15 protein-coding genes and 1 other annotated feature are annotated in these 14,833 nt (G+C 35.9%); of the genes, 4 read left to right on the top strand and 11 right to left on the bottom strand.

Annotated elements, in window-relative coordinates:
* Positions 1-171 precede the first annotated feature (171 nt).
* The gene (locus DT250_RS21310) at positions 172-1,005 is read left to right on the top strand and encodes an LPXTG cell wall anchor domain-containing protein (RefSeq protein ID WP_149213687.1); all 834 of its coding nucleotides are present in this window, start codon (positions 172-174) and stop codon (positions 1,003-1,005) included.
* Between the two features lie 114 nt (positions 1,006-1,119).
* Here DT250_RS21310 and proS read toward each other — a convergent pair whose 3' ends face one another.
* Positions 1,120-2,550, bottom strand: coding sequence for a proline--tRNA ligase (gene proS / locus DT250_RS21305; RefSeq protein ID WP_088061622.1), 1,431 nt, complete (start codon positions 2,548-2,550; stop codon positions 1,120-1,122).
* A gap of 46 nt (positions 2,551-2,596) precedes the next feature.
* Positions 2,597-2,803 (bottom strand) — a binding site (T-box leader).
* Positions 2,804-2,896: 93 nt separating this feature from the next.
* Positions 2,897-3,190, bottom strand: a complete 294-nt coding sequence (locus DT250_RS21300; protein ID WP_149213686.1) for a YesK-like family protein — start codon at positions 3,188-3,190, stop codon at positions 2,897-2,899.
* Between the two features lie 154 nt (positions 3,191-3,344).
* Between DT250_RS21300 and DT250_RS21295 the strand changes: the two genes are divergently transcribed.
* Positions 3,345-4,658 (top strand): alkaline phosphatase family protein, encoded by a 1,314-nt coding sequence (locus DT250_RS21295; protein ID WP_087982310.1) that lies wholly within the window; start codon positions 3,345-3,347, stop codon positions 4,656-4,658.
* Positions 4,659-4,765: 107 nt separating this feature from the next.
* Entirely contained in the window at positions 4,766-6,049 is a 1,284-nt protein-coding gene (locus DT250_RS21290) for an MFS transporter (protein ID WP_000738835.1), read from the top strand.
* A 44-nt stretch (positions 6,050-6,093) separates the two neighbouring features.
* On the opposite strand, the gene DT250_RS21285 is transcribed toward DT250_RS21290, so the two are convergent.
* From DT250_RS21285 to DT250_RS21250, 8 genes are all read right to left on the bottom strand, one after another.
* The gene (locus DT250_RS21285; RefSeq protein WP_000514014.1) at positions 6,094-6,486 is read right to left on the bottom strand and encodes a hypothetical protein; all 393 of its coding nucleotides are present in this window, start codon (positions 6,484-6,486) and stop codon (positions 6,094-6,096) included.
* A gap of 12 nt (positions 6,487-6,498) precedes the next feature.
* The gene (locus DT250_RS21280; RefSeq protein WP_074651450.1) at positions 6,499-6,750 is read right to left on the bottom strand and encodes a helix-turn-helix transcriptional regulator; all 252 of its coding nucleotides are present in this window, start codon (positions 6,748-6,750) and stop codon (positions 6,499-6,501) included.
* A gap of 56 nt (positions 6,751-6,806) precedes the next feature.
* Entirely contained in the window at positions 6,807-8,039 is a 1,233-nt protein-coding gene (locus tag DT250_RS21275) for an MFS transporter (protein WP_149213685.1), read from the bottom strand.
* A gap of 66 nt (positions 8,040-8,105) precedes the next feature.
* Positions 8,106-8,687, bottom strand: a complete 582-nt coding sequence (locus DT250_RS21270) for a TetR/AcrR family transcriptional regulator (protein ID WP_048541915.1) — start codon at positions 8,685-8,687, stop codon at positions 8,106-8,108.
* A gap of 80 nt (positions 8,688-8,767) precedes the next feature.
* On the bottom strand, positions 8,768-8,911 hold the full coding sequence (locus tag DT250_RS21265) for a hypothetical protein (protein WP_000817984.1): 144 nt from the start codon (positions 8,909-8,911) through the stop codon (positions 8,768-8,770).
* A 125-nt stretch (positions 8,912-9,036) separates the two neighbouring features.
* On the bottom strand, positions 9,037-9,288 hold the full coding sequence (locus tag DT250_RS21260; RefSeq protein WP_060486913.1) for a hypothetical protein: 252 nt from the start codon (positions 9,286-9,288) through the stop codon (positions 9,037-9,039).
* A 13-nt stretch (positions 9,289-9,301) separates the two neighbouring features.
* On the bottom strand, positions 9,302-9,616 hold the full coding sequence (locus tag DT250_RS21255) for a thioredoxin family protein (protein ID WP_088061614.1): 315 nt from the start codon (positions 9,614-9,616) through the stop codon (positions 9,302-9,304).
* Positions 9,617-9,626: 10 nt separating this feature from the next.
* Positions 9,627-9,998, bottom strand: coding sequence for a DnaJ family domain-containing protein (locus tag DT250_RS21250; protein WP_149213684.1), 372 nt, complete (start codon positions 9,996-9,998; stop codon positions 9,627-9,629).
* A 522-nt stretch (positions 9,999-10,520) separates the two neighbouring features.
* Here DT250_RS21250 and DT250_RS21245 point away from each other — a divergent pair.
* The gene (locus tag DT250_RS21245; protein WP_137036620.1) at positions 10,521-12,545 is read left to right on the top strand and encodes a glycosyl hydrolase family 18 protein; all 2,025 of its coding nucleotides are present in this window, start codon (positions 10,521-10,523) and stop codon (positions 12,543-12,545) included.
* Between the two features lie 446 nt (positions 12,546-12,991).
* Here DT250_RS21245 and DT250_RS21240 read toward each other — a convergent pair whose 3' ends face one another.
* Positions 12,992-14,536, bottom strand: coding sequence for an ABC-F family ATP-binding cassette domain-containing protein (locus DT250_RS21240; protein ID WP_060486909.1), 1,545 nt, complete (start codon positions 14,534-14,536; stop codon positions 12,992-12,994).
* Between the last annotated feature and the right edge of the window lie 297 nt (positions 14,537-14,833).

Genomic DNA, 14,833 nt, shown 5'->3' with positions numbered 1-14,833 from the left:
TAAAATTCCCACCACTCTACTATTATAAAGAATTTACACTAACTCTTTTCTCTCTTCAGAAATACACCACCTTTTTCTATATATAGTTTTTTTTGCATAAAACTCTTTTTCCTATGAAATATTACAAAGGGATGTATTTTAGATGGAATATTAATTTTCAGGAGGAAATCAATGACAAAAATCTTCATTTTAGCATCAACTCTTTCTTTATCTTTTTTTAGTGGTTTAAATATCGGTAATGCAGCAACAGACAACTTCTCTTCAGTAACAAATGCGATTGTACAAAATAACGATCATTTAGCAGAAGGCAACTCAAAAGATAATAATAAACCACCAGGAAACAATGGTTCTCAGGACGATAGTGGTTCTGGCGGCAATGACTCGGGTGGCAACGGCTCGGGTGGCAATGGTTCTGGCGACAACGGCTCTGGCGGCAACGACTCTGGCGGCAGCGGTTCTGGCGGCAATGGCTCGGGTGGCAATGGTTCTGGCGACAACGGTTCCGGTGGTAACGGTTCTGGTGGCAATGGTTCTGGCGGCAGCGGTTCTGGTGGTAGCGGTTCTGGTGGTAACGGTTCTGGTGGTAACGGTTCTGGTGGTAACGGTTCTGATGGCGGTGGTTCTAGTGGCAATGGTTCTGGTGGCAGTGGTTCTGGTGGCAACGGCTCGGGTGGCAACGGCAACGGCTCGGGTGGCAATGACTCGGGTGGCAATGACTCGGGTGGCAGTGGTTCTGGCAGCAGTGGCTCTCAAGGCGGCAACCGCGTTAAAGACGATAGCGGTTCTCAGGGTGGCAATGGCTCTCAAGGCGGCAACCGCGTTAAAGACGATAGCGGTTCTCAGGGTGGCAACGGCTCTCAAGGTGGCAATGTAAAAGATAATGCGAAAGAACAAGGCGATAAGTTACCTAATACGGCAACACATTATCCTGCATCTATTTTAATGGGACTTTCAACATTCCTAATCGGTATGTTACTATTTATTCGCCGTAAAAACGCAAAATAAAAACACATCCTTCCATCTAAAACATACATGAAACAAATTGCAAAACTAAAAAGGACTTTGGATTGCATTTTATTATGCAGCCCAAAGTCCTTTTTATCATCTATCAAAAAAGCATTAATACGCTTTTCCCCAATACACCATTTGTTTAGCTTCTTTACCACAACAAATACATTCGTCAGCTAAATGCTCTTGCTCAAAAGGCATACAGCGAGAAGATACTCCAACTTCTTCTTTTAGTTTCTCTTCACAAGCTAATTCTCCGCACCACATTGCCTTAATAAATCCTTGCTTTTCATCAGCTACTTTTTTCATCTCTTCGAAATTCGTCACACTATACGTATTCTCATCGCGAAATACTTTTGCCTTATTAAATAAAGAATTATGAATTTCCTCAAGTAGTGCTGGAATACGCTCTTCTAATTGATCTATTGATATAAATTCTTTTTCTTTCGTATCTCTTCTTACAAGTACAACTTGATTCTTTTCAATATCTTTAGGACCAACTTCTAATCGAATTGGAATACCCTTCATTTCATACTCATTAAATTTCCAGCCTGGTGTTTTATTACTAGCATCTATTTTTACTCGTGCAACCTTTTGAATATGTTCTTGTAACTCTGTTGCTTTCGCTAAAACTCCTTCCTTATGCTGCGCAATTGGTACAATAACAACTTGCACTGGTGCAACTTTAGGAGGCATTACAAGACCATTATTATCGCTATGAACCATAATAAGTCCACCTATCATTCTTGTTGATACACCCCAAGATGTTTGGTGTACATATTGCCACTTACCGTTGCGATCTAAAAATTTAATATCAAATGCTTCAGAGAAATTCGTTCCAAAGTTATGGGATGTTCCTGTTTGAAGTGCTTTCCCATCATGCATTAAACTTTCGATCGTATAAGTTGCCTTTGCTCCTGCAAACTTTTCTTTTTCTGTTTTTTGCCCTTTAATTACTGGTATCGCTAAATAATCTTCACAGAAAGAAGCATATAGATTTAAAATATGTAACGTTTCAGCTTGCGATTCTTCTGCTGTTTCATGAATTGTATGGCCCTCTTGCCATAAGAATTCCGTTGTACGAAGGAATGGTCTCGTTGTTTTCTCCCAACGAACTACTGAACACCACTGATTATATAGCTTTGGCAAATCATTATAGGATTGCACAATTTTTGAAAAATGCTCACAGAATAAAGTTTCAGATGTAGGGCGTACACAAAGTCTCTCCGCTAATTTTTCATCCCCGCCATGTGTCACCCATGCTACTTCAGGAGCAAATCCTTCTACATGATCCTTCTCTTTTTGCAATAAGCTCTCTGGGATAAACATTGGCATATATACATTTTCATGACCAGTTGCTTTTAACTTTTCATCCATAACTTTCTGCATATTTTCCCATAAGGCATAACCGTACGGACGTAGAATCATACATCCTTTTACACTTGAATAATCAACAAGTTCTGCTTTTTTTACAATATCTGTGTACCACTGTGCAAAATCCTCTTCCATCTTCGTAATCGCTTGTACTTGTTCTTTTGCCATAGTCAATCTTCCTCCTTTTGGAAATACAAAAAAGCCCGTGTCCCTAAATAGGGACCGAGCTTTGCCGGCGTTACCACCCTGATTCATGCACAAAAATTGTGCATGCTCTCTTTTTAATAACGGGAAATTCCCGCTGCATATGCAGAACGCAAAGGTAGGTTCCATATCGCCTTTTTAAGAATCTTTCAGCCTAGCGGATTCTCTCTCTGCTAAAAAGGTTGAACATGTACTAGTCCTTTTTCATCGTTATAACGAAATAAATTTGTTGATTATCATAATACAAATTCTTTTTTTAAACAATAGCTAATTTTCTCATTTTTATATATTCTTTTCATTTTCTGCAGTTTTATACGTAGCTTTTTCGCGAGATTTTTACCAGTTGATGTGCAATCATACCGATAAGTGTACCAAGTAGAACGAAGAAACCAATAAATCCATATCCCATTCCTTCCCATCCACCAATCAACATCATTGTAACGGGAAAGGATGCTAAGCAAAGAAGTATTAAACTAAGTGCAAATATAATATCGAACTGTTTGTTTGGAAACCGTTTCTTTAGTAAATACGAAATAGTAAATACAAGGATAATCGTAATTCCGCCAATTATGTAAAAGATACTAAATCCATCTAGCCAATCCATAGTATTCCCTCCTTCCATCCATTCCCTTATACTTAATTATATGTTTAATCTTTCTGAAAATAAATAATAAATTTTTACCTAGAAATATATTTTTATTACTAGGTATTAATAGTAATATATAAGAATAGGCTTTATATAATCAGGAGGGAACTTTATGGATAAAGCATTAACAAATCACGTCATTATTTTATCTTTCGATTGCTTATCAGCTTTAGATTTTCCTATATTACAAAAACTCCCTAATTTTCAAACATTAATAAACAAGGGCGCGATGGCGAGAAAAGTGGAACCTATTTATCCTTCTGTAACATATCCAAGTCACTCAACAATCGTTACTGGAAACTACCCTAATAAACATGGCGTAGTTAGCAATACGTTACTTCAACCTGGACGCGAGTCACCAGATTGGCATTGGTACCGAAAATCCATTAAAGGAACAACGTTATACGATGAAGCACATAAAGCAAATTTAACGACAGCTGCCCTTCTATGGCCTGTTACCGGCAGAGCAAATATTGATTACAATTTACCTGAAATTTTTCCAAATAGACCGTGGCAAAATCAAATCTTAGTTTCATTATTTAGCGGTAGCCCACTATATCAATTAGATTTGAATCAGCGTTTTGGTCATATAAGAAATGGCTTATCACAGCCTGAACTCGATGATTTCGTACTTGCATCTGCTGTGCATACAATCCAGACGAAGAAGCCTAATGTCATGTTTATACATTTCACCGATTTAGACACTCAAAGACACTATCACGGCTTTGAATCTAACGAAACAATAGCTGCTATCCATAGACATGATGAACGGCTAGGAAAAATTATTCAAGCTTTAAAAGACAGTGACCTATACGAAGAAAGTACAATTATCGCTCTCGGTGATCATAGCGCTTTAAGTGAAAACAAAGCCATTCAATTAAATGTACTATTTCATCAAAATGGGCTTATATCTATAAATTCAAAAGGAAAATTAGTAGACTGGAAGGTCTATTGCCAAAGTTGCGACGGCTCTGCCTATGTATATGTGAAAGACAAAAATGATACGGATACAATTCGAAAAGTACAACTACTACTTGAAGAGTTACTTCAAAATAAACAAAACGGTATTGAATTTATGCTTCATGATGAAGCTGCAAAAGACTGCGGTGCAGATGGTAATTGTTTATTTATGTTGGAAGCACAAGAAGGATATTATTTCACTGAAAACTATACAGGCGATTTTATAAAAGAAATTACTGAAAAAGATGTTACGCCCAGTAAAAAATATACATTTGGTACGCATGGATACTCTCCAACAAAACCTAACTATGAAACAATTTTTATCGCTGCTGGGAAAGGGATAAAAAGCGGCGTTACCATTCCGTACATGAGACTTATTGATGAAGGTCCAACTATCGCTAGACTACTCGGTTTACACTTAGGTGAAACAGACGGATCAATTGTAGAGGATTTACTTCAATTGTAAAGAACTGTGTATATATGTAAAAGTTATGTAAAAATCATCACTGTTTCTCTTTTTATAATTTTTATTTTTGTACACTGTTAGTAGAACAATTTAAGGGGGAACATTATATGAAAAAAATGTCCAGACAAGAAAAAAGCTGGATATTATACGATTGGGCGAACTCGGTATATTCGCTCGTCATTACAACTGCATTATTCCCAATTTACTTTAAAGCAGCTGCAAAAGAAGCCGGACTATCTGGTGCAACTTCAACGGCATATTGGGGATATGCAAACTCTTTCGCTACACTTTTAATTTCTATACTTGCTCCTATTCTCGGCACAGTTGCTGATTATAAAGGATTTAAAAAACGATTTTTCACATTCTTCTTTGGACTCGGTATCGTATTTACAAGTATGCTAGCAGTCGTCCCAACATCTCAGTGGTACTTATTACTAGGCTGCTATATGCTCGCATTAGTCGGTTTTGCGGGAGCAAACATTTTTTATGATGCATTTTTAGTAGATGTTACCTCTAAAGATAGAATGGACCGAATTTCTACAAGAGGCTTTGCATTAGGTTATATTGGAAGCACAATTCCTTTTATCGGTTGTATCGCTCTTATTATTCTTGCTCAAAAAGGAACTATCCCTTTATCAGTCGGCATTGCTAGTCAAATTTCGTTCGCAATAACAGCTCTTTGGTGGGGATTATTTACAATTCCAATGCTAAAAAATGTAGAGCAAACACATTATATTGAACGTCATCCAAGACCAATTGCAATGAGCTTCAAACGCCTTGCTGATACTTTTAAAAATATTAAAGAATATAAAACTGTATTTATGTTCCTAATCGCTTACTTCTTCTACATTGACGGGGTCGATACAATTATTACTATGTCTACCGCTTACGGAACAGATCTCGGTATTAGTGCAACGAATCTATTAATCATCTTATTTGTCACACAAATTGTAGCTTGTCCATTCGCCTTATTATACGGAAAGTTATCAGAAACATTTACAGGTAAAAAAATGCTATACGTCGGTATTATTATTTATATCATTATCTGCATATATGCTTATTTCTTAAAAACGACACTCGATTTCTGGATTTTAGCAATGTTAGTTGCCACTTCTCAAGGTGGTATTCAAGCACTTAGTCGGTCCTATTTTGCAAAACTAGTACCAAAAGAATCTGCAAATGAATTCTTCGGATTTTATAATATCTTTGGTAAATTCGCGGCAATTATGGGTCCAGTATTAGTCGGTGTTACAACGCAATTAACAGGAAAAACCAACGCTGGTGTCCTTAGTATTATTGTACTGTTCGTTATCGGTGGATTCTTACTAACTAGAGTTCCCGAAAATGATACGTCCGTTACACCACCTAGTCCAAAAACTAAAACGCTATAAGAAAAAGATCCTCTTCTCATGAGAAGAGGATCTTTTCTTTATTTTTAGCGATAACGTCTTACAATTAAAAATTCTACAGCCGGCTTTACAACTATCGCAGCGCATAACGCAAACAAAAGCGGTATGTTATGAAAATCAATCCATTTATTAAAACCTACCGATGCGAAAAACAAACCAAAAATTAATACAACAAGTACATAATACGTAACATTTGCACTTATTTTTAATACATGTTTTTCTACATCTTCTTTCTCCTCCGTTGTCCCTTCCACATTATGCGATGCCAAACTTTTAAACATATAATGTAATGCGATGCTACAAATAAATAGTGCATACCAGTTTACTTGAAGTTCAGTTAACCAATAATAAAGTGCAAACACTAACGTACTTATAGCTACTAATGCCGTAACTACAAGGCTTATTTTCTCTTTCCCCAACAACTACTCCCCCTACAACTTGTACAAAAATAGTTTATCAACAGTTGTTCCTAATACTTCAGCTAAACGGAATGCTAACGCTAAGCTTGGATCATATTTATTATTCTCAATTGCATTTATCGTCTGTCTAGAAACTTTACACTTATCAGCCAATGCACCTTGTGAAATATTGTTTTCAGTGCGTAATTCATAGATTTGATTTTTCACACCATTTCTCCTAACCTGTAAACTCGTTTTTACATCATCAGTATATAGTTGGGGCATGTCATTGTCAAAAGATTGCCACAAGAAAAGGGAGCAATCCTGCTCCCTTACAATGATTATTTCGAAGCTAACGAATTTGTTAGTTCCTCTTTATTAGCGACATCTTCTTTATTTATTTGCATGCGTAGAACTGGCCCTATCGCAAATAAAATAAGTGCCATTGCTATACAAAATACAGTAACTAGTGAGGTCATCTCCTTCAATCCTCCAGCTAGTGAAGTTCCGATTAACATTGCCCCCATAAACAGTGGTAAAATTGTTCCATTTACTCTTCCAATCATATTTTCTGGTACAAGTTGAATCATAAGCGTACCGACAACGATATTAACACAAGCTAAACAAATACCTGTTCCAAACCTCATGAAACTAGTAATCCAAAATGATGTAGATAGCCCTTCTACTAAAAATGACATTGCTAATATGCTCATACCGAATACAAACATCTTTTTCGGGTTCACTTTTGAAGCGAAAACTGCAGCAACAATACCACCGATTAACATACCTATCCCATCAGCTGCGGCTAAATATTGAACTGCTTCCTTTTCCATTCCAAGACGCTCTATTACAAGAAACACTTCTAATGGATTCGTTAATCCAACAGCTAAGCCCATAACGGTGAAAGTGATCGTAATCATACGTAAATTTTTCGTATGAAGAACGTATTTCCATCCTTCTTTTATATCATTTTTTAATAAATCTCTCGCCACTTGCTCTTGTTCCACCCATTTTGGTAAAAACGAAAGAGCAATAGCAGATAACAAAAATAAAATGATTAAGCTATATAGTGACGTAAATAAACCAAGTTGTGTATACACAAGTGATCCTACCACTGGTCCAAAAATCATAAATAATGACTGTAATGTTTGGTTAAATGCAATCGCATTTGCTACCTGCTCTTCTTTTACGTAGCGCTTAAATATACGCGAAGATGATGGCTGAGAAAATTGGCCTACGATCGCGGAAATGAGTGTTGCAAAAAATATAGCCTGCCAATAATCCAGCTTTAACAACAAGACAATTCCTACAATAGACAGTACACTTAACACATCTCCAGCAACCATCGTTCTTTTCGGATTCCAGCGATCAGCTAGCGCCCCACCGATAAACGAGAAAATAAAAATAGGTGCATATTCCATAACCGATAACAACGAAACTGAAACTGGATCATTATTCGTTCGCTCCATTATGAAATACAAAAGAGCCATATTTCTGATCCAAATTGCAAATTGTTGTAAAATATCAGATGCCATAACGAGCATAAATGCTCGGTTTTTAAATAAAGCGTTCATTTTCATTCCCCTTTCATAAACCGACCGTTCGGTCTAATTTGTTTTGTAAGAAAAGCAACTGACTTATTATTCAGCTGCCATTCCTTTTAACAATACATCTATTGCCTTTTTATAAATACGTTGCAGCTCTTTATAATCTAACTCGTAGTAAAGTACTCCAAGCCCTGATAATAATCCATTCACAATATACATAAGGTCGCGCGTACTATCTTCACGAAACTCTCCAGACTGTATACCTGCTTCAATTAGTTTCTCAAACATAACATATGATTCTCTAGTTAAAGCCAATAGTTCATCCAAAATCTCTTTACTTACAACTTGGCTCATAGAGAATTCCTCTATTGCATTTGAAATGGGTTGCTGTATGTCCTCGACATGATATTCCGCGAGACCATATAGTTTTTCAGTATTCGTACTATACAACTTCTCTTTTTCATTCCATTTTTCAAGCCAATCATACGTATGCTGTTTCACTACAAATAAAAATAATTCTTCTTTACTTTTAAAGTGATAATAAATGCTTCCTTTACTTCGCTTTGTAATTTCACAAATCTCTTCCATAGATGTAGCTGCATAACCCTTCTGTGAAAACAGACTTTCTGCTTTATATGCAATTTCTTTCTTTATCTCTTCTGCACTTCTTCTCATATTTACACCTCTTTAAACCGACCGTTCAGTCTAATAATAACAAATTAAAAACCTCTATTACAAGAGGCTATATTCCTTATTTAAGAAAACGTACTTTCAAACCACGTTCGAATCATATGTATTATTCCAATTTTAAATCCTAATTTAACAAGAAATACGCCTCCCGCAGCTAATAAAAATAACACTACTTTCCCCTTATTTTTCACTTTCGGTTCCCTTTTCATTTCTATTCCCCTTAGTACGTTAAAAATATTAATCAAACGTTTGTTTAACTGTTTTTATGCATATGTAAGCCAACTAATCAAACGTTTGTTTAAAAAGAAATACGCCTATATAAGGCGCATTTTCATCAATCACCGCCACCTCCGCCGCCATCGCAGCTGCCTCCGCTATCTCCACCGAAAGATCCTCCACAATCATGTGAACCTCCATGCGAGCTATCATTATCAGATCCAGCAAAGAAAAATAATGGTGACGAACTGTTAGATGAATTATGAATGTTATTTTGTTTCGTAAGATTTACCTTCTTTTTGTTTGATCGAACTGCCGTTACGATCGTTCCAACTACAACAAATAATAGTATGACAATAATAAATTCCATATAAAAGCCTCCCTTAATCTTCGAATAATTGAATGGTTCTCTCTAAATTTTCAAGTGAAATGAAGCGCGATTCACGAAGGATCTCTTTTCCATTATAAAATAATAAAACTGTTGGCCCTGTAAACACTGCATAACGCCCCGCAATCTCTTGCATGTCTTGTAGTAATATTTCCACTTTCTCTACGTAATCATAATTCTCTAATAGACCATTTACTTTTCTTAGCATAACATCACAAACACCACAATTTTCCGTTTTAATAAAGAGCAGTACTAATTGTTGTTCTTCAATATGTGTCGCTAATTCTTCTATCGTTTCAAATTTATTCATCTTATCCCTCTTAGCGTAATTTACGAAATACTTTATCCTGATACATACGAAAAGCTGAACTCTCTTTAATCTTTCTCTTTTCCATTACCTGCTGAAAACGCAGCATTTTTGCCGTTAACTCTTCTTGTAATTTTTTTCTCTCTGCTTCATCATAACAGCACGCAATTAAGTCTTCTATTTTTAATATATCTTTTTGTAGTTCCATTTCTGGTGGAATCATACCCGCATTTTTTAAGGTTTTATAACTCATTCTAAGTTCTGGAGGTACCATTGAAAGGTCTTCTAATTGTAGTGGTTTTCCTTTTCCCGGAATATGATCAATGTCTCCATTCCGTATTGCTTGTCGAATTTTTTCTTCAGCAATGTTCAAAAAGACATCCACACCATTCGCTCCTTTACATATTTTTACTATTATTTTACATGATATTTTCTCATCTTGCTACGCTATTACAAATTGACTTCATACAATTTTTTCTCAAATTTAATTACAAGAAGCCTTTTCCTCCCTAATCAATATTTTATTTCCATGTGTAGTCTGTGTTAGAGCCATTTCATATTGAGAAAATCTTTTTGAATCAAATAAAGCGTTTACACTAAATCTTACATTTGCTACGATTTAATCACCCCCAGCTCCCTTGTATAGACTTCGTGATGTCTTATCATTTTTATCCCGCTTTAATGGGCAGTAAGACCCCCACCTCAAAATTTAGCGAAAGCAAAGAAGTTAGGTGGGGGATCAACTGCCCATAAAAGTCCGATTGGTGAGGGCTGATAATCAGTGGGGGATGAAGCCCCCCACTGATTAAAGTTTCACTTTATCTAGACGTTTCATACGTCTAGATTCACTTTGGTTTATTGGCGCATGCCTTTAAATATATCTTTTATTTTGAAAGGAGAAATGACTATGAGCTCCAAAAAATTCACACTGCTATTACTATCCCTACTACTCTTCTTACCTCTTTTTCTTACAAACTTTATTACTCCAAATGTTGCATTAGCAGATTCACCAAAGCAAGGTCAAAAAATTGTTGGGTATTTTCCTTCATGGGGCATTTACGGACGTAATTATCAAGTTGCAGACATTGATGCATCAAAGCTAACTCATTTAAACTATGCTTTCGCTGATATTTGCTGGAATGGAAAACATGGAAACCCTTCTACTCACCCCGATAATCCAAATAAACAAACGTGGAACTGTAAAGAGTCTGGTGTACCACTGCAAAATAAAGAGGTTCCTAATGGCACTCTCGTACTCGGTGAACCATGGGCTGATGTCACAAAATCTTATCCGGGATCAGGTACAACTTGGGAAGATTGTGATAAATACGCCCGTTGTGGAAATTTCGGAGAACTGAAACGATTAAAAGCTAAGTATCCTCACTTAAAAACAATTATTTCAGTTGGTGGCTGGACTTGGTCTAACCGCTTTTCTGATATGGCAGCTGATGAAAAAACAAGAAAAGTATTCGCTGAATCTACAGTAGCTTTTCTTCGTGAATATGGATTTGACGGCGTTGATTTAGATTGGGAATATCCGGGTGTTGAAACGATTCCTGGTGGTAGTTATCGTCCTGAAGATAAGCAAAACTTCACCCTACTCCTTCAAGATGTTCGAAATGCATTAACGAAAGCTACTGCAGAAGATGGGAAACAATATTTACTAACAATCGCATCAGGTGCAAGCCAACGTTATGCGGATCATACAGAGCTAAAGAAGATCTCTCAAATACTTGATTGGATTAATATTATGACATATGATTTCCACGGTGGATGGGAAGCTACTTCTAACCATAATGCAGCACTATACAAAGATCCAAATGACCCAGCAGCGGATACAAAATTTTATGTAGATGGTGCGATAGACATTTATACAAATGAAGGGGTTCCAGCGGATAAACTCGTATTAGGTGTACCTTTTTACGGACGTGGATGGAAAAGTTGCGGAAAAGAAAATAATGGGCAATACCAACCTTGTAAACCAGGTAGTGACGGAAAGCTCGCTTCTAAAGGTACTTGGGATGATTATTCTACCGGTGACACAGGTGTGTACGATTATGGTGATTTAGCAGCTAATTATGTTAATAAAAATGGTTTTGTTCGCCACTGGAACGATGTAGCGAAAGTACCTTATTTATATAATGCGACTACAGGCACGTTTATTAGCTATGATGACAACGAATCTATGAAATATAAAACAGACTATATAAAGACAAAGGGTCTAAGTGGCGCAATGTTTTGGGAACTAAGCGGGGATTGCCGTACAAGTCCAAAATATAGTTGCAGTGGACCAAAATTGCTTGATACGTTAGTAAAAGAATTACTTGGTGGACCTATTACTCAAAAAGATACTGAGCCCCCAACAAACGTAAAAAATATTGCTGTTACAAATAAAAATTCAAACTCCGTTCAATTAAACTGGACTGCATCTACTGATAACGTAGGAGTTACGGAATATGAAATTACTGCCGGAGAAGAGAAATGGAGTACAACAACAAATAGCATTACAATCAAAAACTTAAAATCTAATACCGAATACACATTTTCAATAATTGCAAAAGATGCTGCCGGGAATAAATCACAGCCTACTTCTATCATTGTAAAAACAGATGATACTGATACAACACCCCCTGGTGGAAATGGTAATGCTACCTTTTCAGTCACTTCAAATTGGGGAAGTGGTTACAACTTCTCGATTGTAATTAAAAATAGTGGAACGACCCCTATTAAAAACTGGAAATTAGAATTTGATTATAACGGCAATTTAACACAAGTTTGGGATTCTAAAATTAGTAGTAAAATAAATAATCATTACGTAATTACGAATGCAGGATGGAATGGTGAAATTCCTCCTGGTGGATCCGTTACAATCGGAGGGGCAGGAACAGGCACTCCCGCCGAACTTGTAAATGCATCCATTAGCGAAAACTAAGCGTAACCTCCATTAATTATTTCACTAAAGTTTGAATTTAGGTTTGAGTGCTCTATCCTAAATTCAAACTTTTAATGTTATGAAAAATCACCAATTATAATTACAATAACCTATTATAATTATAATTGGTTTCTAATATGAAGTTCGTGTGAAGTTCATCTGAATTTTACATGAATTTCCTTTAAGTTCTATTGTCTTCCCATACTAATCACATTATCCTTTACATATAGGAATTATTTTCATTCCATTTCAAACTATCTATATATACAAAGAAAGATAGTCGCCTATTAGGGAAAGGCATCTAAATATAAACATAACATAAGAAAAAGCACGCTTATAAGCGCACCATAAGAGTGCTTCTTCATACAATTCTCATGTAAGAGTTCTCGAAAATCATGTTAATCACAAAGAAAAGGCATTAGCTTATACAAGCTAATGCCTTTTCTTTATTCATATCGTTCAGCATCCCATTCTTCTATATTCCATACTTTTGTTATCCATGCTTCATAGAAAGAAGGCTCATGTGAGACAAGTAAAACTGTTCCTTTATATTGTTGTAACGCTTCCTGCAAAGACTTCTTTGTTTCTATATCCAAATGATTAGTCGGTTCATCTAAAATTAAAACATTGCTTTTCGTTACGATAAGTTCACATAAACGTACTTTCGTTTGTTCCCCGCCGCTTAATAAACGAATAGGTTTTAATACATGTTCTTCTTTCAATCCACACTTTGCTAATGCTTGGCGTACTTCTTTCTTTGTCATATCTGGTCGTTCTGCCCAAACTTTTTCTAATGGTGTTGTTTCTGAAGCAAACTCTTCCTGCGCAAAATAAGCAGGATTTACTCGTTCTCCAATAGAAATTGAACCGCTTAGCGGCTTTATTTGACCTAATAACGTTTTTAACATTGTCGTTTTTCCAATCCCATTATGACCAACAATCGCTATCTTTTCTCCTTTTTTCACTTGCAAATTCAATTCTGGACATAACGGAGAACTATATCCTATCCTTAGTTTTTCAGCCTGTAATATGCGACTAACTGGCTCCTCATAAACATTGAAATCAAAACGGGATCGAGGTACATGATTAACCTTTTCAATCCTTTGCATTTTCTCCAATACTTTCTCTCGACTTTTGGCCTGTTTCGCTTTTCGAATTTTATTTTTTTGAATAAATGTTTCTAACTGAGCAATTTCTTTTTGCTGTTTCGCATGCGCCGATTGTAATTGTTTCCTTTGCAATTGATAACTTTGCACAAATTTTTCATAATTTCCTACGTACCGCTTCACTTTCCGTTCTTCTAGATGATAAATAACATTCGTAATACTGTTCAAAAATACTTCGTCATGTGAAATGATCACATAAGCTTTTTCATACAGTCTCAAATACGATTGCAACCATTCTATATGGGCTGTATCTAAATAATTTGTTGGCTCATCTAGCAATAAAACATCAGCTTTTTCTAAAAGGAGCTTCCCAAGTAATAACTTTGTTCGCTGTCCTCCACTTAACTTTGAAACATCCTTTTTCAACCCTATTTCAAATAAACCTAAACCGATTGCTACTTCTTCAATTTCTGTATGAATTTGATAGAAATTAGAGCTTTCCAATATAGTTTGTAATTCTCCATACTTTACTAACAGTTTTTCTACTTCTCCTGCTCCATTCATTTCTTCAGCAATTTTTAACATTTCGCATTCAATCCTATACAAATTAGAAAATGCACTTTGTAAGTATCCTTCAATTGTTATCCCCTCTTGTAAATCCATATGCTGCTGTAAAAAACCTATCTTCACATGTGGAAACCATTCAATGTTTCCGTCATCATGTATAAGTTCTCCTGTTAAAATCCTTAACAATGTTGATTTTCCAATTCCATTTTTCCCAACTAACCCAACATGCTCGCCCTTTAATAGTCGAAAACACGCATTATATAAAATGGTTTTCTCACCATATGAATGACTTAAATTTTCTACTGTTAATATACTCATTTTTTTCTCTCCTCTACTTATGGTTCATAAGCTAAATAGAGAGCAACAGTAAAAAGCCTTATTTAATTGTGCATATAAAAAATGGGTAAGGTGAATACACCTTACCCATTACATATTATCGTAAAAAAGGATTAAGGTTCTTTACCTGCTGTCTTCAATTTAGCTTAATCGTTAAAAATGGGCAGACTTCTCCCGTATCAAGCTAAAACCATTTGAAGAACAGTTGATAAAGTCATTTTATCCTTTCACTCCTTTAACATTTGTTATATTAAGAGTATAAACTACTCTGTTATATTC

It is taken from the genome of Bacillus sp. AR2-1 (assembly GCF_008368755.1).
GTDB lineage: Bacteria > Bacillota > Bacilli > Bacillales > Bacillaceae_G > Bacillus_A > Bacillus_A wiedmannii.
This window is presented reverse-complemented; position numbering and strand designations above follow the sequence as displayed.

What these genes read in the sequence shown, in the direction of transcription:
- DT250_RS21280 (WP_074651450.1), bottom strand. Translation starts at nt 6,750, where the DNA reads ATGCCCCAACTATATACTGATGATGTAAAAACGAGTTTACAGGTTAGG.
- DT250_RS21240 (WP_060486909.1), bottom strand. Translation starts at nt 14,536, where the DNA reads ATGAGTATATTAACAGTAGAAAATTTAAGTCATTCATATGGTGAGAAA.
- DT250_RS21260 (WP_060486913.1), bottom strand. Translation starts at nt 9,288, where the DNA reads ATGGAATTTATTATTGTCATACTATTATTTGTTGTAGTTGGAACGATC.
- DT250_RS21300 (WP_149213686.1), bottom strand. Translation starts at nt 3,190, where the DNA reads ATGGATTGGCTAGATGGATTTAGTATCTTTTACATAATTGGCGGAATT.
- DT250_RS21270 (WP_048541915.1), bottom strand. Translation starts at nt 8,687, where the DNA reads ATGAGAAGAAGTGCAGAAGAGATAAAGAAAGAAATTGCATATAAAGCA.
- proS (WP_088061622.1), bottom strand. Translation starts at nt 2,550, where the DNA reads ATGGCAAAAGAACAAGTACAAGCGATTACGAAGATGGAAGAGGATTTT.
- DT250_RS21265 (WP_000817984.1), bottom strand. Translation starts at nt 8,911, where the DNA reads ATGAAAAGGGAACCGAAAGTGAAAAATAAGGGGAAAGTAGTGTTATTT.
- DT250_RS21290 (WP_000738835.1), top strand. Translation starts at nt 4,766, where the DNA reads ATGAAAAAAATGTCCAGACAAGAAAAAAGCTGGATATTATACGATTGG.
- DT250_RS21255 (WP_088061614.1), bottom strand. Translation starts at nt 9,616, where the DNA reads ATGAATAAATTTGAAACGATAGAAGAATTAGCGACACATATTGAAGAA.
- DT250_RS21310 (WP_149213687.1), top strand. Translation starts at nt 172, where the DNA reads ATGACAAAAATCTTCATTTTAGCATCAACTCTTTCTTTATCTTTTTTT.
- DT250_RS21275 (WP_149213685.1), bottom strand. Translation starts at nt 8,039, where the DNA reads ATGAACGCTTTATTTAAAAACCGAGCATTTATGCTCGTTATGGCATCT.
- DT250_RS21245 (WP_137036620.1), top strand. Translation starts at nt 10,521, where the DNA reads ATGAGCTCCAAAAAATTCACACTGCTATTACTATCCCTACTACTCTTC.
- DT250_RS21295 (WP_087982310.1), top strand. Translation starts at nt 3,345, where the DNA reads ATGGATAAAGCATTAACAAATCACGTCATTATTTTATCTTTCGATTGC.